This is a genomic window from Enterobacter sp. kpr-6 (assembly GCF_900116015.1).
Taxonomy (GTDB): Bacteria; Pseudomonadota; Gammaproteobacteria; order Enterobacterales; family Enterobacteriaceae; genus Enterobacter_D.
In genome coordinates this window covers 47,126-64,181 of record NZ_FOYH01000001.1, presented here as the reverse complement: position 1 = coordinate 64,181, position 17,056 = coordinate 47,126, and the positions used below count along the sequence as shown (strand labels likewise).

At 57.1% G+C, this 17,056-nt stretch carries 19 protein-coding genes; 5 read left to right on the top strand and 14 right to left on the bottom strand.

The window, feature by feature from the left end; genetic code table 11:
• Positions 1 to 13: 13 nt before the first annotated feature.
• The gene (gene sseA, locus BM373_RS00325) at positions 14 to 853 is read left to right on the top strand and encodes a 3-mercaptopyruvate sulfurtransferase (protein WP_090458144.1); all 840 of its coding nucleotides are present in this window, start codon (positions 14 to 16) and stop codon (positions 851 to 853) included.
• A gap of 2 nt (positions 854 to 855) precedes the next feature.
• Positions 856 to 1,626, top strand: a complete 771-nt coding sequence (locus BM373_RS00320; protein WP_090458142.1) for a MurR/RpiR family transcriptional regulator — start codon at positions 856 to 858, stop codon at positions 1,624 to 1,626.
• An 18-nt stretch (positions 1,627 to 1,644) separates the two neighbouring features.
• Here BM373_RS00320 and sseB read toward each other — a convergent pair whose 3' ends face one another.
• The 11 genes from sseB to trmJ all read right to left on the bottom strand — a co-directional run bounded on the left by sseB (position 1,645) and on the right by trmJ (position 10,537).
• The gene (gene sseB / locus BM373_RS00315; protein WP_090458140.1) at positions 1,645 to 2,421 is read right to left on the bottom strand and encodes an enhanced serine sensitivity protein SseB; all 777 of its coding nucleotides are present in this window, start codon (positions 2,419 to 2,421) and stop codon (positions 1,645 to 1,647) included.
• 106 nt (positions 2,422 to 2,527) lie between these two features.
• On the bottom strand, positions 2,528 to 3,817 hold the full coding sequence (gene pepB / locus BM373_RS00310; RefSeq protein ID WP_090458138.1) for an aminopeptidase PepB: 1,290 nt from the start codon (positions 3,815 to 3,817) through the stop codon (positions 2,528 to 2,530).
• 62 nt (positions 3,818 to 3,879) lie between these two features.
• Positions 3,880 to 4,080, bottom strand: coding sequence for a Fe-S cluster assembly protein IscX (gene iscX, locus BM373_RS00305; protein WP_090458136.1), 201 nt, complete (start codon positions 4,078 to 4,080; stop codon positions 3,880 to 3,882).
• Position 4,081: 1 nt separating this feature from the next.
• Positions 4,082 to 4,417 carry an ISC system 2Fe-2S type ferredoxin gene (fdx, locus tag BM373_RS00300; protein ID WP_090458134.1) on the bottom strand — a complete coding sequence of 112 codons (336 nt, stop codon included), beginning with the start codon at positions 4,415 to 4,417 and terminating at the stop codon, positions 4,082 to 4,084.
• A gap of 1 nt (position 4,418) precedes the next feature.
• Positions 4,419 to 6,269 carry a Fe-S protein assembly chaperone HscA gene (hscA, locus tag BM373_RS00295; protein WP_090458132.1) on the bottom strand — a complete coding sequence of 617 codons (1,851 nt, stop codon included), beginning with the start codon at positions 6,267 to 6,269 and terminating at the stop codon, positions 4,419 to 4,421.
• Between the two features lie 14 nt (positions 6,270 to 6,283).
• On the bottom strand, positions 6,284 to 6,799 hold the full coding sequence (gene hscB / locus BM373_RS00290; protein ID WP_090458130.1) for a co-chaperone HscB: 516 nt from the start codon (positions 6,797 to 6,799) through the stop codon (positions 6,284 to 6,286).
• A 76-nt stretch (positions 6,800 to 6,875) separates the two neighbouring features.
• On the bottom strand, positions 6,876 to 7,199 hold the full coding sequence (gene iscA, locus BM373_RS00285) for an iron-sulfur cluster assembly protein IscA (protein ID WP_090458128.1): 324 nt from the start codon (positions 7,197 to 7,199) through the stop codon (positions 6,876 to 6,878).
• An 11-nt stretch (positions 7,200 to 7,210) separates the two neighbouring features.
• On the bottom strand, positions 7,211 to 7,597 hold the full coding sequence (iscU, locus tag BM373_RS00280; RefSeq protein WP_090458126.1) for a Fe-S cluster assembly scaffold IscU: 387 nt from the start codon (positions 7,595 to 7,597) through the stop codon (positions 7,211 to 7,213).
• A gap of 27 nt (positions 7,598 to 7,624) precedes the next feature.
• On the bottom strand, positions 7,625 to 8,839 hold the full coding sequence (gene iscS / locus BM373_RS00275; protein WP_090458124.1) for a cysteine desulfurase: 1,215 nt from the start codon (positions 8,837 to 8,839) through the stop codon (positions 7,625 to 7,627).
• A 246-nt stretch (positions 8,840 to 9,085) separates the two neighbouring features.
• On the bottom strand, positions 9,086 to 9,577 hold the full coding sequence (gene iscR / locus BM373_RS00270) for a Fe-S cluster assembly transcriptional regulator IscR (protein WP_090458122.1): 492 nt from the start codon (positions 9,575 to 9,577) through the stop codon (positions 9,086 to 9,088).
• A gap of 225 nt (positions 9,578 to 9,802) precedes the next feature.
• Positions 9,803 to 10,537, bottom strand: a complete 735-nt coding sequence (gene trmJ, locus BM373_RS00265) for a tRNA (cytosine(32)/uridine(32)-2'-O)-methyltransferase TrmJ (protein WP_090458120.1) — start codon at positions 10,535 to 10,537, stop codon at positions 9,803 to 9,805.
• 120 nt (positions 10,538 to 10,657) lie between these two features.
• Here trmJ and suhB point away from each other — a divergent pair, with 120 nt between their 5' ends.
• Both suhB and BM373_RS00255 read left to right on the top strand, forming a co-directional pair.
• Positions 10,658 to 11,464 carry an inositol-1-monophosphatase gene (gene suhB, locus BM373_RS00260; RefSeq protein ID WP_090458118.1) on the top strand — a complete coding sequence of 269 codons (807 nt, stop codon included), beginning with the start codon at positions 10,658 to 10,660 and terminating at the stop codon, positions 11,462 to 11,464.
• A gap of 260 nt (positions 11,465 to 11,724) precedes the next feature.
• On the top strand, positions 11,725 to 12,573 hold the full coding sequence (locus BM373_RS00255) for an alpha/beta hydrolase (RefSeq protein WP_090458116.1): 849 nt from the start codon (positions 11,725 to 11,727) through the stop codon (positions 12,571 to 12,573).
• 5 nt (positions 12,574 to 12,578) lie between these two features.
• Here the strand turns inward: BM373_RS00255 and BM373_RS00250 are convergent, their stop codons facing one another.
• Both BM373_RS00250 and BM373_RS00245 read right to left on the bottom strand, forming a co-directional pair.
• The gene (locus tag BM373_RS00250) at positions 12,579 to 13,559 is read right to left on the bottom strand and encodes a nickel/cobalt transporter (RefSeq protein ID WP_090458114.1); all 981 of its coding nucleotides are present in this window, start codon (positions 13,557 to 13,559) and stop codon (positions 12,579 to 12,581) included.
• Entirely contained in the window at positions 13,550 to 14,188 is a 639-nt protein-coding gene (locus tag BM373_RS00245; protein WP_090458112.1) for a DUF1007 family protein, read from the bottom strand. The genes BM373_RS00250 and BM373_RS00245 overlap by 10 nt, the downstream gene beginning before the upstream one ends.
• 124 nt (positions 14,189 to 14,312) lie before the next feature.
• Between BM373_RS00245 and csiE the strand changes: the two genes are divergently transcribed.
• Positions 14,313 to 15,590 (top strand): stationary phase inducible protein CsiE, encoded by a 1,278-nt coding sequence (gene csiE, locus BM373_RS00240; protein WP_090458110.1) that lies wholly within the window; start codon positions 14,313 to 14,315, stop codon positions 15,588 to 15,590.
• On the opposite strand, the gene BM373_RS00235 is transcribed toward csiE, so the two are convergent.
• Positions 15,587 to 16,726: a 3-phenylpropionate MFS transporter gene (locus BM373_RS00235; protein WP_090458107.1), complete on the bottom strand. Its 1,140-nt coding sequence runs from the start codon at positions 16,724 to 16,726 to the stop codon at positions 15,587 to 15,589. The genes csiE and BM373_RS00235 overlap by 4 nt on opposite strands.
• Positions 16,727 to 17,056 lie beyond the last annotated feature (330 nt).

The window sequence follows — 17,056 nt, the reverse complement described above, 5'->3', positions numbered from 1 at the left end:
GACGGAGGCAACCATGACTACCTCATATTTTGTCGCAGCCGACTGGATCATCGAACACAGTGACGATCCAGACATTCAGATTATTGATGCCCGCATGGCTCCTGCGGGTCAGGAACACCGGGATCTTGCCGCCGAATACCGCGCCGGGCATCTGCCAGGGGCGGTATTTTTTGATATCGAAGCCCTTTCCGATCACACCACTCCCCTTCCCCACATGCTGCCGCGCCCGGAAACCTTTGCCGTGGCGATGCGCGAACTCGGCATCGACAGCAATAAACACCTGGTGGTGTACGATGAGGGCGATCTCTTCTCTGCCCCGCGCGCCTGGTGGATGTTAAAAGCCTTTGGCGTGGATAACGTTTCGATTCTGGCCGGTGGCCTTGCCCGCTGGCAGCGCGACGAACTGCCGCTTCAGGAGGGCGACGTAAAGCTGCCGGAAGCCGAGTTTGAGGCCAAATTCGATGAGAGTGACGTCAAACGCTTAACCGACATGCTGCTGGTCAGTCATGAAGGCACCGCCCAAATCGTCGATGCCCGCCCGGCAGCGCGCTTTAACGCCGAGGCCGATGAACCCCGTCCCGGCCTGAAACGCGGTCATATTCCTGGCGCGCTGAACGTGCCGTGGGGAAGTCTGGTGTTTGAAGGCGAGCTGAAAACCACCGATGAACTGCGGGAAATTTTCCAGCGTCAGGGCGTGGATTTGGGCAGCCCAATTATCGCCAGTTGCGGCTCCGGCGTGACGGCTGCGGTGGTGTTGCTGGCGCTGGCAACGCTGGGCGTAAAAGGCGCGCTCTATGACGGCTCATGGAGTGAATGGGGCGCGCGCGATGATTTACCGGTTGAACCCGCCTGAATATGGACAACCGACTGGCACCGCTGTTAACGCGCGGTGCATCGCTGACCCGCGCGGAATACCGTGTGCTCGCCCATCTGACAGCGCACCCGCTGCTGGTGGGCAACATCACGGTGCGCGATCTGGCACAGGCGACCTTTGTTTCCACAGCCACCATCATGCGGCTGTGCCAGAAGCTCGGCTTTAGCGGCTACAGCGAACTGATCTGGCACTGCAAACAGCTTCTGTCCGATACGCCGCACATTGCGGAACATCCGCAGGGCAGCGCCGAACTGCCCGCCCTGTTCAACCAGTTTATCGCCAACTATCAACAGACCTTTCACTGGGCGACGGAAGAGAAGCGCCGTCAGTTTGCCGCGCTGCTGCGGGAAAAGGAGAGCTTTTTTCTATATGGCGCGGGCTTCTCGTATCTGTTCGCCGAATACCTGACCAAGAAATTGCAGGTGCTGGGAAAGACGGCGTTTATCTCCGGTCCAGGTGACAGCCGCAATATTTTTCTCAGCAATGCCGCGCGCTATGAAGTGTTTATTGCGGTGTCGCGCAGCGGCGAAACCGAGCAGGTGGTGGATAAGGTCAGGATCGCCAGAAACGTCGGCATGACGGTGGTGACCTTCACCCGCGCGTCGGCCAATACGCTGGCAGGCCTCGCCGATCTGCACTTTCCGCTGTATGACGAAGCGGTGCACTTCGCCGCCGAAGCCGCAGGCGTGACCTCATTTGAGTCAAATCTGGTGTTACTGATGGATTTGCTGTTGCTGGAAGCGACGGGGTGAACGTCCACCCCGTGCGAATCAGATAATGCGGTTCTGTTTGAAGTCACGCAGGAAGCTGCCCCAGCGTTTTTCATAAAACGGCGTGATGTGCGCCATCATAAAGTGGCTGATGCCCTTCTCCCCTTCCACCACTTCGCAGATGTCGATCGGCTCATCGCCCGGCAGGGTATCGGTGGCAACGCTGCCCGCTTCGTGAATAACACGTTCGATATCGCCTTCCGCTTCGATACCAATCAGCAGGTTAGCGGGCTGATCGGCCCCTTCTTTGATTGAGCAAAGATACGCGCGTTTGACCGTTTTCAGCGTTTTAAACAGCAATGTCAGGGACTCGATCATCTGTGCGGGCGGTTCGCCCACCTCGGACAGCAGCAGCGAGGTGCCGCCCTCCAGCACTTCCTGCTGGCTTAGCGGGTTCTCTTCCCCACCGACCAGATGGCTGATCTCACGCGGGGTAAACTCTTTTCCCGTCGGCAGTTTGGCGTTGAGGAACAGGGTTTCGCCGAGCGTCATTTCAAACAGCGTGCGCACCGGCATCACAACAAATGCCTGTTCGCCTTCCACCGCCTGTTGCAGCGCTTCCAGGGAAGTGAAAAACGGGATAACGGAAGTGCCGTCGTCTTTTTCCCAGTGCTGGAGATCGAGCGCACTGTCTGCGACCACCGCTTCACCTTCCGCCGCCGTGCCTGGCACCCAGACGGTGGAATCCATCAGTGTGCGGAAAAACGCCGGGCGATGCGCGGCTTCTGTCGCCGCCTGCTCAAGGCGCGTTTCTAGTTCGTTTTTTGTTTCTGTCATGATAGTTCCAGCATTCGATATAACACCCTCACCCCGGCCCTCTCCCTGAGGGAGAGGGGGTACATTCCCTCTCCCCTGGGGAGAGGGTTAGGGTGAGGGGTAAAAATCACTCCGCAGTCAGCAGATTCGCAATCGTGCGCACACCCAGGCCCGTCGCGCCCGCAGACCACTGCTCAACTGCCGCTTTGCGGTAGGTCGCTGAACAGTCGATGTGCAGCCAGCCTTCGCGGTAATTCTCCACAAAGTGCGACAGGAAACCTGCGGCGGTGCTGGCCCCGGCCGGGAAAGCGGCGCTGGCGGTGTTATTCAGTTCTGCAAAGTTCGACGGCAACTGGCTGCGGTGGAACTCGGCCAGCGGCAGACGCCAGAACGGTTCGTTCTCGGCGGCGGCGCTTGCCAGCAGGCGGTTAGCCAGCGTGTCATCAAAACTCAGCAGCGCGTGATAATCGTTGCCCAGCGCGGTTTTTGCCGCGCCCGTCAGGGTGGCCGCGTCGATGATCATCTGCGGTTTTTGCTTGTCGGCGTTAATCAGGCCATCGGCCAGCACCAGGCGGCCCTCGGCATCAGTGTTCATCACCTCAACGGTTTTACCGTTGCGATAACGAATAATGTCGCCCAGTCTGAAGGCGTTGCCGCTGATCATGTTATCCGCGCAGCACAGGTAGAGTTTGACGCGTTTATTCAGCCCACGGGTAATGGCGAAAGCCAGCGCACCGCTGACCGTGGCCGCGCCGCCCATGTCAGACTTCATGGAGTCCATAAACGCGGTCTGTTTGATGCTGTAACCGCCGGAATCGAACGTGATGCCCTTGCCCACTAAACAGGCGTAAACCGGGGCGTCTTTATCGCCGGTCGGGTTGTAATCCAGCGCCAGCAGTACCGGGGTGCGCTCGGAACCGCGTCCGACGGTGTAAATCCCCATGTAATCCTGCTCGCGCAGATCTTCGCCTTTGGTGATGCGGTACGAGACGTTATCGCCGCCCACACCGCTCAGCAGATCCACGGCGCGCTGCGCCAGCTGCTCCGGGCCTAACTCTTCCGCCGGGGCGTTAATGGTATCGCGCACCCAGTCGATGATTTTGCGGCGGCTTTCCAGCTCTTTTTGCTGATCGTCGGGCAGGCTCGCCCACTCTACTTTGCGGCTGCCTTTCGGCCCTTTATAGCCCTGCCAGAACGCCCAGCTGCGGTCTGCATCCCAGCCTTCGCCGGCAAATGCCACATGCTTAATCCCCAGGCCGTCGATTTTACGCGCTGCGCGCTGGATCAAACCCAGATCGTCTTTTCCGGTCAAATGCAGGGTAATACCGTCGTTGTTGATGCTGTAGGTCGCTTTTTCACCCCAGCGCGCATCGGCAGGCGCGGTGGCAAGGGTAATTTTCATGGCTTCGGTTGTCATCGTTTTATCCTTTTCTCAGCCTGTGTATGTAAAAAAGGGCCGCCCGAAGGCAGCCCGTTTTACTATTCTGCTTCATCTAACCAGACTAACAGAATTGCTTCCAGAATTTTTTCGTTAGACGCGTTCGGGTCATCATCAAACTCTTCTAACTCGCAGATCCACTGATGCATATCGGTGAAACGTACGGTTTTAGGATCGAGATCCGGGCGGCTGTCGTACAGCGCTTCGCCGATTTCACGGCTGTCAGTCCACTTCAGGCCCATATTAATGCTCCCGCGCGTGGTTGATGGTGTAGCGCGGCATTTCTACCACCAGGTCTTCGTCGGCGACGCGCGCCTGACAGCTCAGACGGCTTTCCGGCTCCAGCCCCCAGGCTTTATCCAGCATGTCATCTTCGTCTTCGGTGCTTTCCGTTAACGAATCAAACCCTTCGCGCACCACGCAGTGACAGGTAGTGCAGGCACAGGATTTTTCACAGGCGTGTTCAATCTCGATCCCGTTGCGCAGGGCCACGTCGAGAATGGTTTCACCGGTACTTGCTTCCAGAACTGCGCCATCCGGACAAAGATCCTGATGAGGCAGAAAAACAATCTTAGGCATGTTAAACCTCGTCTACGGAATGGCCTTTCAGCGCGTTACGGACCGATTGATCCATACGGCGGGCGGCAAATTCCTGGGTTTGTTTATCTGTATTTTTAATGGCTTGTTCAATGGCGTCGGTGTCATCGCCTTCCGCTACCGCCCGCAGATGGGCAACAGCATCGTCGATGGCCTGACGCTCTGCGGCGCTTAACAGCGCGGCATCGGCATCGAGCGCGCTTTGCAGACTTTCAAGCACGCGCGCGGCCTCCACTTTTTGCTCAGCCAGCATACGGGCTTTTACGTCCTGTGCGGCAAAGCTCATGGAATCCTGGATCATGGTGGCGATTTCACCGTCGGTCAGCCCGTAAGAGGGTTTGACCTGAATGGAGGCTTCCACGCCGGTGGATTTCTCCATCGCCGTCACGGAGAGCAGCCCGTCGGCATCAACCTGGAAGGTGACGCGAATGTGCGCTCCGCCCGCAGGCATCGCCGGAATGCCACGCAGCGCAAAGCGCGCCAGCGAACGGCAATCCTGCACCAGTTCGCGCTCGCCCTGCATCACGTGAATCGACATGGCGGTTTGCCCGTCTTTAAAGGTGGTGAACTCCTGCGCACGCGCTACCGGAATGGTGGTATTGCGCGGGATGACTTTCTCCACCAGCCCGCCCATGGTTTCAAGGCCGAGGGAAAGCGGGATAACGTCAAGCAGCAGCATTTCGCTGTCCGGCTTGTTGCCGACCAGAATGTCCGCCTGGATCGCCGCACCAATGGCGACCACTTTGTCAGGGTCGATGGTGGTGAGCGGCGTGCGGCCAAAGAATTCACCGACCCGCTCGCGCACCAGCGGCACACGGGTGGAACCGCCGACCATCACCACTTCACGCACTTCTTCGGCCTCGACGCCAGCATCTTTCAGGGCGCGACGACATGACAGCAAGGTGCGTTTGATCAGCGAAGCGATAAGCGCGTTAAACTGCTCGCGCGTAATGACGCCCTGCCAGCCAGCGACGTTCACATCGACGCTGTCGGCATCGCTTAAGGCGATTTTAGTGGCGGTCGCCACATCAAGCAGTTCGCGCTGGAGGTGGTTGTCGCTGCGATCGGTGATGCCCGCCTGCTCGCGGATGTAATCCACCAGCAGGTGATCGAAATCATCGCCGCCCAGCGCCGAGTCGCCGCCGGTTGCCAGCACTTCAAATACCCCACGGCTTAAGCGCAGGATAGAAATATCAAAGGTGCCGCCGCCGAGGTCGTAGACCGCAATCACCCCTTCCTGGCCGGAGTCCAGGCCGTAGGCAATGGCCGCCGCGGTCGGCTCGTTGAGCAGGCGTAACACGTGCAGGCCAGCCAGACGCGCGGCATCTTTGGTGCCCTGGCGCTGCGCATCATCAAAATAGGCCGGAACGGTGATCACTACGCCGTCGAGTTCGCCTGCCAGCGCATCGGTGGCACGGGCAGCCAGCGCTTTCAGGATGTCGGCAGAAATGCGGATCGGGTTAAGCAGTCCGGCACTGGTCGCCATCATCGGCAGGCCGTTTTCGCTGGCTTCGAAGCGGTAAGGCAGGTGCGGATAGCGCGCCTGAATGTCGGCCAGCGAACGGCCCATCAGACGTTTTACCGAACTGATGGTATTGACCGGATCCTGCGCGGCGTTGCTGCGGGCGTCGAAACCGACGCTGTGGCCCTGCGACTGATAATGAACGACGGAGGGCAGTAAATGGCGGCCTTCGCTGTCGGGCAGGGTTTCGGCCTGGCCGCTGCGCACGGTGGCCACCAGAGAGTTGGTGGTCCCAAGATCAATGCCTGCCGCCAGACGACGCTGGTGCGGCGCAGCACTCATGCCAGGCTCACTAATTTGTAATAAGGCCATAATTGCTTCCAGAATTAAAAATCGAGCAGTTTTTCTTCGAGTTGTTCAGCACTGCTGCGAAGTTTATCGAGAAAACGCAGTTTACGCACGGTGTCAGCCGCCGCGTCCCACGCCTCGCTGTCTAATTGTTCAACCATTTGCGCTAAGCGCGCATCAAACTGGCTTTTGGCACGCGCGATAAAGGCTTCAAGACGCGCCTCGTCTTTTTCCTGTTCGATGTCGTCCAGCTCTTCGCGAAGCTCAAGCTGCTCCATCAAAAAGGCGGTGTCGCGCACGGTGTGCTGCTCGGAGGCGAGATCGAAACCGTGCAGGGAAAGCAGGTATTCGGCGCGCGTCAGCGGGTGACGCAGCGTATGCCAGGCCTGATTGATATTGGCGGAGTGTTGCACGGCGGCAAGCTGTTCGGCGGCCGTTCCGCTGGCAAAACGATCGGGATGATACTGACGTTGCAGATCCTGAAAACGCGCTGCCAGTGCCTGGGTATCAAGGTGATAGCTGGCTGACAGCCCAAAGAGGGTGAAGTAATCCATAGCAATCCACTGTTAAGCCATTAAAACAAACCCCACGCACAGCACGCTGCGGTGGGGTTTCTTTATTCAGGCACGATTAAACGTTGAAGCTTTCGCCGCAACCGCACTCATCTTTTACGTTCGGGTTGGTGAATTTAAACCCTTCGTTCAGACCTTCTTTGACGAAGTCCAGTTGAGTACCGTCGAGGAATTGCAGGCTTTTGCCATCGACCACGACTTTCACGCCTTTGTCTTCGAAGACGGTATCTTCTACCGCCGGCTCGTCGACAAATTCCAGTACATAGGCCATGCCAGAACAACCAGAGGTTCTGACGCCCAGACGCAGACCAAACCCTTTACCACGGTTGGCCAGGAAGGAATTTACTCGCGCGGCAGCACTGTCGCTAAGGGTAATCGACATACAAACCTCAACTATTTGGCGTCACGTTTGCTTTTGTAATCCGCAATCGCGGCCTTAATCGCATCTTCTGCAAGGATAGAGCAGTGGATTTTCACCGGCGGCAGTTCCAGCTCGTCAGCGATATCGGTGTTTTTGATCGCCTGCGCTTCGTCCAGAGATTTGCCTTTTACCCACTCAGTCACCAGCGAGCTTGACGCAATCGCGGAGCCGCAGCCGTAGGTTTTAAAACGCGCGTCTTCGATGATGCCGTCGTTGTTCACTTTGATTTGCAGCTTCATTACGTCGCCACAGGCCGGTGCACCCACCATGCCGCTGCCAACGCTGTCATCGCTGTTGTCGAAAGAGCCAACGTTGCGCGGGTTTTCGTAGTGATCGATTACTTTTTCGCTATAAGCCATTTTTAATTCTCCTGATGTCGAAACCGATTAATGATGTGACCATTCGATGCTGTTCAGATCCACGCCCTGTTTGAACATTTCCCACAGCGGAGAAAGGTCGCGCAGACGGCCAATGGATTTACGAACCAGCTCGATGGTGTAGTCGATCTCTTCTTCAGTCGTGAAACGGCCCAAAGAGAAACGGATAGAACTGTGCGCCAGTTCGTCGGTCATGCCCAGCGCGCGCAGCACGTAGGACGGTTCCAGACTCGCAGACGTACAGGCGGAACCGGATGATACGGCCAGGTCTTTCAGGGCCATGATCAGCGACTCGCCTTCAACGTAGTTAAAGCTGACGTTGAGGATGTTCGGTGCGCCCTGCTCCAGATCGCCATTAAGGTAGACTTCTTCCATATCCTTAACGCCGTTCCACAGACGGTTACGCAGCGTGCGCAGACGCGCCATTTCGCCTTCCATCTCTTCTTTGGCAATACGGTAAGCTTCACCCATGCCAACGATCTGATGAACAGGCAGAGTGCCGGAACGCATACCGCGCTCGTGACCGCCACCGTGCATCTGGGCTTCGATACGGATACGCGGCTTACGACGCACGTACAGTGCACCGATACCTTTCGGCCCGTAAATTTTGTGACCGGAGAAGGACATCAGATCTACTTTCATCTGGGTCAAATCAACCGGGATTTTGCCCACGCTTTGGGTGGCATCAACGTGGAAGATGATGCCACGCGCACGGCACAGTTCGCCGATGGTCGCAATGTCCTGCACCACGCCGATTTCGTTGTTCACATGCATGATGGAAACGAGGATGGTGTCAGGACGCATCGCCGCTTCGAGTTCTTTCAGGTCGATAATGCCGTTGCGCTGCGGGGCGAGGTAGGTCACTTCAAACCCTTCACGCTCAAGCTGACGGCAGGTGTCGAGCACGGCTTTGTGCTCGGTTTTGCTGGTGATAATGTGCTTGCCTTTTTTCTGATAGAAGTTGGCTGCACCTTTGATCGCCAGGTTGTCGGATTCTGTCGCGCCGGACGTGAAAACGATCTCACGCGGGTCTGCGCCGATCAGTTCAGCAATCTGGTTACGGGCGATATCCACCGCCTCTTCCGCCTGCCAGCCAAAACGGTGGGAGCGGGAAGCCGGGTTACCAAACGTCCCGTCCATTGTCAGAAACTGCATCATTTTCTCAGCAACACGCGGGTCCACCGGCGTGGTTGCGGAATAGTCGAGATAAATCGGTAATTTCATTGCTCTTAAGCTCCGTACATCACTCTAATGCAAGGAACCAGGCAACCGGAGGATGTACAACCGGATGATCGGGACGCGAGCATCCCGGCCTGATTCAGAAATCTATTTTTTTATATAGTTATTACCCTAAATCATTCGCGTTGCAGAAAGGCGGCAAATTTGCGAATCCCCAGGAGCTTACACAAGTAAGTGACTGGGGTGAACAAATGCAGCCAACGCATCTGCAACCCGAAGGATGACGGGTAATCAGGCGCGCAGTTTAACGTCGATCGCGTCTTGCGCGCGGGTAGTGCGTGGTGTGTCGTGGCTGTGCTGACGATCGGAAACATCCAGCACTTCCTGGTTGTTTACCAGTTCGCCCAGCGTAATGTTATTTAAGAAGCCGGTCAGTCGGTCGCTCAGGTCGCGCCACAGCGCGTGGGTCAGGCATTTATCGCCGCCCTGGCAGCCGCCTTTACCCTGGCAACGGGTGGCGTCTACGGATTCGTCAACGGCGCTGATCACTTCACCTACGGCGATGTGATTGGCGTCTTTACCTAATAAATAACCGCCGCCCGGACCACGAACGCTGGCAACAAGGCCATTTTTGCGCAGGCGGGAAAACAGCTGTTCAAGATAAGAAAGTGAAATGCCCTGACGTTCTGAAATATCTGCCAACGGTACCGGACCGGACTCAGAATTGAGCGCAACGTCCAGCATTGCGGTAACGGCATAACGGCCTTTAGATGTTAGTCTCATGTCTTACTTAACCTCAAACGCGCCCCTGCCCGGGGTTGTTATTAAAATGGTGTGTTGCATAGCAGGCGCAAGTCTGACATTCCCGACTAAAATGGTCAACTATTTACTTGACCATTTTAGTCAGGTATTTAACCTTTCGTGCCGTATGGCTTTTAGCGTAATCATGCGGGATGTCGGATGACGACATAAGCGCCCGGCAAGGACCACTCCGCCGGGCAAAAGAGATCACTGATCTTTATTTTTCTGCTCAATTGACGCCAGCATTCCGCGCAGGATATTCAGCTCCTGGCTTTCTGGGCGGGCGCGGGTAAACAGACGGCGAAGTTTGTTCATTACCTGCCCCGGATGGCTTTCACGAATGAAGCCGGTGGAGAGCAGCGTTTGCTCCAGGTGACCGTAAAAGCGCTCAAGATCGTCCACCAGCGGGTATGGGGTTTCTTCTTCTGTTGTCTGCTGCTCACCGCTTTCCTGCGCCGCCAGCCAGGCCATGCGCACTTCATAGGCAATCACCTGCACTGCCATCGCCAGATTCAGCGAGCTGTATTCCGGGTTAGCGGCAATGGCCACGTGATAATGGCACTTTTGCAACTCGTCATTGGTCAGCCCGACGCGCTCACGACCGAAGACCAGCGCCACCGGCGCGTGCTGCGCTTCACTCACGCTTTTAAGCCCGCACTCGCGCGGATCCAGCATCGGCCACGGCAGCGTGCGTGAACGGGCGCTGGTGCCAACCACCAGACTGCATCCGGCTAAGGCGTCATCGAGGGTATCAACGATCTGTGCATTGCCGATTACGTCACTGGCACCGGCAGCAAGGGCAATCGCCTGCGAGTCGGGTTTTACCAGCGGATTGACCAGCCAAAGATTAGTCAGGCCCATGGTTTTCATGGCCCGGGCGACAGAGCCCATGTTGCCGGTGTGAGAGGTTTCGACCAGTACGATTCGGATATTTTGCAGCATAGTTTTTCTACGTCTAAAGAATATTGCCGCATATTATCATAAACCGAAGACATAATTCGAATGGGCTGGTATAGTACGCGCCGTTTTCCCCCGTTCTTTAACATCCAGTGAGAGTAACCGATGCAACATCCAATGTTGACCATCGCCGTGCGCGCAGCGCGCAAGGCGGGTAATGTAATTGCCAAACACTATGAAACTCCTGACTCCGTAGAAGCGAGCCAGAAAGGCAGCAACGATTTCGTGACCAACGTAGATAAAGCCGCCGAAGCGGTGATTATCGACACGATTCGCAAATCTTACCCGCAACACACCATCATCACCGAAGAAAGCGGTGAGCATGTTGGCGAAGATCAGGATGTGCAATGGATTATCGATCCACTGGATGGCACCACCAACTTTATCAAACGTCTGCCGCACTTCGCGGTGTCCATCGCCGTACGCATTAAAGGCCGTACAGAAGTTGCCGTGGTTTACGATCCAATGCGTAACGAGCTGTTCACCTCCTCCCGTGGTCAGGGCGCACAGCTGAACGGTTACCGTCTGCGCGGCAGCATTGCCCGAGATCTGGATGGCACCATTCTGGCGACCGGTTTCCCGTTCAAAGCAAAACACCACGCACCGGCGTACATGAACATCATCGGCAAACTGTTCACTGAGTGTGCAGACTTCCGCCGCACCGGTTCTGCCGCGCTGGATCTGGCTTACGTTGCCGCTGGCCGCGTGGACGGTTTCTTTGAAATCGGCCTGAAGCCATGGGATTTCGCCGCAGGCGAACTGCTGGTTCGTGAAGCAGGCGGTCTGGTCTGTGATTTCACCGGCAACCACAACTACATGCACAGCGGTAACCTCGTTGCCGGTAACCCGCGTGTGGTGAAAGCGATGCTGGCGAATATGCGCGATGAGCTGAGCGAAGCGCTGAAGCGTTAATTTCGTTTTACCCTCACCCCGGCCCTCTCCCTCAGGGAGAGGGAGAAAGTCGATGTGATGCCCTCTCCCCACGGGAGAGGGAGAAAGCCCAGCCCGCGTTACGCACCGGGCGGTCCCCTCTCCCCACGGGAGAGGGTTAGGGTGAGGGGCTTTCCCCTTCCGCCCGGGCGTTCTTCCGAATTCCCCCTCCCCATCTTTACTTTCCCCCGCCTGTTACGCACTCTCCAGCCCCTTCAGTGAGATCATCTTAAGGAACGAGAATGAGCAAACGTCGCCGGGTAATACTGCTTGTCACTATTCTGTTGATGCTGGGCTACTGCACCGCATCGTTATCGCGCATTGCGCTGAGTCTTTTCTACCATCCTGATAAAGAAAATTATGCCTCCATGCCCGCCTCGGCCGAACTCGTTCAATTCAGGGCGAAAGATGGCACGCAACTGACCGGGTGGTTTATCCCCGCAGAAAACGCGTCGCCAAAAGAGGCCGCAGGGACCGTGATTCATGCGCATGGCAACGGCGGGAATGTCACCCACTACTGGTCTTTTGTAAGCTGGCTTCCCGCGCGTAATTTCAACGTCTTTATGTTCGACTACCGGGGATATGGCGCGTCAGAGGGAGAACCCAGCCCCGAAGGATTATGTGATGATACGCAAAGCGCAATTGAGTATGTTCGCAAGCGTCAGGACATCGACCCGCAGCGCCTGCTGTTACTCGGTCAGAGCCTGGGCGGTAATAATATCGTTGCCGCCGTGGGACGGGGCGATCGGTCTGGCATCAACGCCATCGCGCTGGATTCCACCTTCTTTTCCTATAGCGCCATTGCCAGCGATAAGGTGCCGGGCGCGGGCATTCTGCTTGATGACACCTACAGCGCCAGCCGCTATATCGCCGGTTTAAGCCCGATTCCCCTGCTGTTTTTCCACGGTACAAACGATGCCATGATCCCATGGCAGCATAGCGAACGGCTGTTTGCCGAAGCGAAAGCGCCCCGGCAAAAGATCATGATTGACGGTGGACGCCACATCGACGCGCTGCTGCCCGTTCATAACGATCGCTACCGTAATGCGCTGGTCGATTTTTACCTGCATGCGCTGGAGCAGAAAAAGTAGCGCGCTCAGAACGGGCGCAATCCCCTGCCCGCCGGCACCGCGCTCATCCACATCACCACGGCGGCAATCAGCAAAATGATGCCGCCCGCCAGCGCAAGCGACGTCCAGCCGACCTGCCGCCACAGCACCGGTGCTTTATGACCACTGAGTTTAACCGCCAGCTGGCGAAAGCTGTGCACCAGCAGGGCCAGCGACGTAATGGTCAGCGATGTTCCCGCCGCCATCGCCAGTGCCGACGCCATGCCCCAGGCAAACACGCCAATGACTTTACTGAACAGCAGCACCATGATTGCGCCGGAACAGGGGCGCATCCCCATCGACAGTACAATCGCCAGCCGCGCGCGCCAGTCGTCACCGCTCTCCATTTGCGCCTGAGTCGGCAGATGCTGATGCCCGCAGCCGCAGTTTTCGTGATGCACATGATGCGGCCTAAAGGCGCGGAATTTCGGCCTGGCCAGCAACGCCCGTAGCTTTTTAATGGCCCGCCAGCACAGCAACACGCCGAGTACGCCCACCAGCGCGTAGCTGGCTTTCTCCAGCCAGAAACTGCTCAGATGGAGCTGGCGCGCAGGCAGGTGCAGCAGCGTCAGCACAATCACCACCAGCGCAATCGCCACCAGCCCCTGAAGTAATGAAGAGGCCAGCGTCAGGCCGATACTGGACTTCAGCTTTGACGGATGCGTAGCAAGCCAGGTGGTGATGACGATTTTGCCGTGACCCGGCCCGAGCGCGTGCAGCACCCCATAGATAAAGCTGAACAGAAGCAGCGCCCCGCCCGCCTGGGTCGGGTTTTCCGCCACGCCTGCCAGTAACCGGCTCATCTGCATGTTCATTTCACGCTGCCAGCCCGTGCTTATCAGCATCACGCGCGGCCACTGCTGCCAGAGCAGAATACCGCCCGCTACAGCGACGATAAGCAACAGCGCCAGCGGCCAGAGTGCCAGCCAGCGCCGGGACGGTTTTATCGTCTGGCTGATTACTGACATGACAACGCCACCGTTTGTGCAAATTGTTTGCCCAGGTCCATATCCTCCGGCGGGGCGTCTTCTTTATCGAGCGACTGTGCAAACATCAGCGTGTCTTCGCCCGGCGTCGGGGTCTGCACCTTGACGTTGCAGCGCGTCTTAAGCGGGGCCGGGAGCGTCACATCCTGGTCATGCTGATAGCTCATGTCCACGTAATAGGTGGGATCAAAGGTTGAGAAGGTGAAGGTCTGCCCGGCAACAGGCTGCGGAGCGGCCAGCGGCAGGGTGAATGTCAGCACCGCCTGATGCCCTTCGCGCGCCAGGCCATAAGCCGTCGGGCGGTTGAGAAATTTTACTTTTTGCCCGTTATGCCAGACCTCGGTGAAATAGTTCTGCCCCAGCACATTCGCCATCACTTCAGCGGCAAGTTTTTTCCAGACCTCATCGCCAGGCTTTGCGTCGCCCGCGTCATACAGTAGATCTGCTGAAGTGATTTCATCCATCTTCCAGCGCATTTGCAGGGCGATGAGCTGGTCATTTTCCACCACCGGCTCGGTTTGCAGGCTGATAAAGCTGTGGGGATGTGCGAAAACGGGTAGCGATAAAAGCGCGAGAAAGAGTGCAATACCGCATTGTTTAACTATTTGCATGTGTTCCTCACGTGAAAAATTCTGTGATGCTCCCCCGCATTCCTGAGGGAAAGGCCATCCGGTGCGCTTTCATCACGCTAACCTTTAGCTATTGTTATCTAATACCCTGACTGGAGCCTAACAGATGACCCTTGTGATAACGCCCCCATCTGCCCTCTCCAGCCCCCAGCGCCGCTGCCACGCCTTTCTGATGCTCGCGCTGCCCGGACCCGGCACCACCCTGGCGTCGATTGGCAAGCTGAACGGTGTGGATGATGAGATGACCCGGCAAGATATAGCCGACGCGGGGGTTGAGATCCAGCGTTATCACCGGCTGAACATTATCACAAAGCCTGACGGCAGCTACCAGCTTGAAGGGTCCATCCTCGATCAACGCCTGTGCCTGGTGCACTGGCTGCGCCGCGCGCTGCGGCTGTGCCCGCATTTCATCACGCAGCATTTTACGCCGTCGCTCAAAACCGCACTCCGCGAATATGGCATCGCCCGAACCCTGTATGACGACACCAATTTGCAGGCGCTGCTCAATTTATGCTCCCGCACGTTGCAACGCCAGTTTGAGTGCCGGGACATGCAGTTTTTGCGCCTCTACCTGCAATATTGCCTGTTGCAACATCAGCTTGGCCTGACGCCGCAATTTAATCCGGTGCAGCAGGCGTGGACGCAGACCCGCGCCGAATATCTTGCCGCGCAGGAGATTATCCGCCACTGGAAGCGACGGGTGACCGCCCTGCCCCAGGAGTCCGAACACCTGTTTCTGGCGGTGCTGTTTATGATGGTACGCACGCCCGATCCCATCCGCGATGCCCATTTGCAGGATATGCGCCTGCGTCGCGCCGTCAGTCAGATGATCACCCGTTTTTACGCCCTCTCCGGGATGCGTTTTAGCGACGAGCAGGGACTGACAGATCAGCTTTACAGCCATCTGGCGCTGGCGCTGGACCGCAGCTATTTTGGCATCGGCATTGATAACAGCCTGCCTGAAGAGATTAACCGGCTCTACCCGCGCCTGATGCGCACCACCCGTGAGGCGATGTCCGGCATGGAGCAGGAGTACGATTTACGTTTTACCGATGAAGAGACCGGGCTGGTGGCGGTGATTTTTGGGGCCTGGCTGATGCAGGAGACCGATCTGCATGAAAAACAGGTACTGATCCTGGTCGACAACGATCCGGCGCGGGAAGCGGAAATTGAGCAGCAGCTCCGTGAACTGACGTTACTGCCGCTCAATATCAAACATCTGCCGCTGACCACCTTCCAGCAGGAAGGTGCGCCGCGCGAAGTGGCGCTGATCGTCACGCCCTACACCACGCAACTGCCGCTCTTTTCCCCGCCGCTCATTCATGCGGTGGAAGCCTTGAGCGAACAGCAGCAGGTGCATATCCGCACCATGCTGGAGGCTTAAGCGCGGGCGGTGACGCGGGGCCGCAACGCGATCGCCGGCAGCGCCACCAGCGCCATCACCCAGAATACGCCCTGGTGCAGATGCTGGAACAGGAAACCGGCGAACATGGTCATGATGGCGATGCTGCCGCCCATCGCTACCGCCGAGTAGACAGCCTGTAGCCGGATCACTTCCGCCCCCTGACGGGCGGCGATGTAGCGCATGGCGGCCAGATGGCAGACGGTAAACGTCCCGCAGTGCAGGATCTGCACCACAATCAGCCACGGCAATTCAGTCGTCCAGCCCATCAGCCCCCAGCGCGCCACGCCGCACAAGGCGGAAAGCAGCAGCAGATCGCGCGCGCTCCATCGGCGAAACAGCTTATTGCTGAGCGTGAACACCACCACTTCCGCCACCACGCCGAGCGACCATAAATAGCCTACCGTCGAAGCCGAATAGCCCGCCTCCTGCCAGTAAATCGCGCTGAATCCGTAGTAGGCGGCGTGCGCCCCCTGCAACAGCGACACGCAGGCGAGAAAACGCCAGCTCTGGCGGATCAGGCTTTTCCACGCGGGCCATCCCGCCGCTTCCTGAGTGCGGCTTGCGCCCTGCGGCATCACCGAAGGGGTCAGCAGCATTCCCAGCAGCATGGAAATCACACCAAGGCTAAGCATCGCCAGAATCGCCTGCGAATCAAACAGGCTGACCAGTTTCCCGGTCGCCGCTGAACCAATCACAAAAGCAATGGAACCCCAGACGCGCACCCGGCCATAGTCCATCGGGATCTGCTTCTGCCAGGTGTTCGCCAGCGCGTCGGTCAACGGCACCAGCGGGGAGAAAAAGAGGTTAAAGCCGACCATCACCACCATCAGCCAGGCAATGTGGTGCCCGGCCCAGAACGCCAGCGCAAAAATCAGCGTTAACAGCGCCAGCACGCGCAGGGCGAAAACCAGCCGGGAAGGATCGGAGAAACGCGGTGCAATCAGCAGGCTGCCCAGAAAGCGCGCCACCAGTCCCGCGCCCAGCAGCAAACCAATCGTCTCAGGCGTAAGCCCGGTGCCTTTAAGCCATACGCTCCAGAAAGGCAGAAAAATACCGTAGCTAAAAAAGTAGGTGAAATAACTGAGCGCCAGCCAGCGCGTTGATTGTAAGACCATGAATCCCTCCCGTTTGGAGGCGATAGTCTGGCGATAAACGGCGATAAACACAAGGCGGGAATTAACAAGAAATTAACAAAAAGGGCGGCGTTTAGCGGGTGCGAAAAAATGCCCATATAAAAAACCCTTATCTCACAAGGGTTATCCGGGATTTTTGCTGATATCGTTTCAGCTCACAATTCAGACTTATTTTTCCTGGTGACGGTAGGGCAAACGGGCAAAACAGGCGCTTAATTTATCGCAAATGATAAATATTTGTTAATTTATAGTTAACAAATCATCTTTATTTAACAACAAAGCCCTTTTACTCTGTGATGTCATTGTTTATTT

What these genes read in the sequence shown, in the direction of transcription:
- sseA (WP_090458144.1), top strand. Translation starts at nt 14, where the DNA reads ATGACTACCTCATATTTTGTCGCAGCCGACTGGATCATCGAACACAGT.
- BM373_RS00320 (WP_090458142.1), top strand. Translation starts at nt 856, where the DNA reads ATGGACAACCGACTGGCACCGCTGTTAACGCGCGGTGCATCGCTGACC.
- sseB (WP_090458140.1), bottom strand. Translation starts at nt 2,421, where the DNA reads ATGACAGAAACAAAAAACGAACTAGAAACGCGCCTTGAGCAGGCGGCG.
- pepB (WP_090458138.1), bottom strand. Translation starts at nt 3,817, where the DNA reads ATGACAACCGAAGCCATGAAAATTACCCTTGCCACCGCGCCTGCCGAT.
- iscX (WP_090458136.1), bottom strand. Translation starts at nt 4,080, where the DNA reads ATGGGCCTGAAGTGGACTGACAGCCGTGAAATCGGCGAAGCGCTGTAC.
- fdx (WP_090458134.1), bottom strand. Translation starts at nt 4,417, where the DNA reads ATGCCTAAGATTGTTTTTCTGCCTCATCAGGATCTTTGTCCGGATGGC.
- hscA (WP_090458132.1), bottom strand. Translation starts at nt 6,269, where the DNA reads ATGGCCTTATTACAAATTAGTGAGCCTGGCATGAGTGCTGCGCCGCAC.
- hscB (WP_090458130.1), bottom strand. Translation starts at nt 6,799, where the DNA reads ATGGATTACTTCACCCTCTTTGGGCTGTCAGCCAGCTATCACCTTGAT.
- iscA (WP_090458128.1), bottom strand. Translation starts at nt 7,199, where the DNA reads ATGTCGATTACCCTTAGCGACAGTGCTGCCGCGCGAGTAAATTCCTTC.
- iscU (WP_090458126.1), bottom strand. Translation starts at nt 7,597, where the DNA reads ATGGCTTATAGCGAAAAAGTAATCGATCACTACGAAAACCCGCGCAAC.
- iscS (WP_090458124.1), bottom strand. Translation starts at nt 8,839, where the DNA reads ATGAAATTACCGATTTATCTCGACTATTCCGCAACCACGCCGGTGGAC.
- iscR (WP_090458122.1), bottom strand. Translation starts at nt 9,577, where the DNA reads ATGAGACTAACATCTAAAGGCCGTTATGCCGTTACCGCAATGCTGGAC.
- trmJ (WP_090458120.1), bottom strand. Translation starts at nt 10,537, where the DNA reads ATGCTGCAAAATATCCGAATCGTACTGGTCGAAACCTCTCACACCGGC.
- suhB (WP_090458118.1), top strand. Translation starts at nt 10,658, where the DNA reads ATGCAACATCCAATGTTGACCATCGCCGTGCGCGCAGCGCGCAAGGCG.
- BM373_RS00255 (WP_090458116.1), top strand. Translation starts at nt 11,725, where the DNA reads ATGAGCAAACGTCGCCGGGTAATACTGCTTGTCACTATTCTGTTGATG.
- BM373_RS00250 (WP_090458114.1), bottom strand. Translation starts at nt 13,559, where the DNA reads ATGTCAGTAATCAGCCAGACGATAAAACCGTCCCGGCGCTGGCTGGCA.
- BM373_RS00245 (WP_090458112.1), bottom strand. Translation starts at nt 14,188, where the DNA reads ATGCAAATAGTTAAACAATGCGGTATTGCACTCTTTCTCGCGCTTTTA.
- csiE (WP_090458110.1), top strand. Translation starts at nt 14,313, where the DNA reads ATGACCCTTGTGATAACGCCCCCATCTGCCCTCTCCAGCCCCCAGCGC.
- BM373_RS00235 (WP_090458107.1), bottom strand. Translation starts at nt 16,726, where the DNA reads ATGGTCTTACAATCAACGCGCTGGCTGGCGCTCAGTTATTTCACCTAC.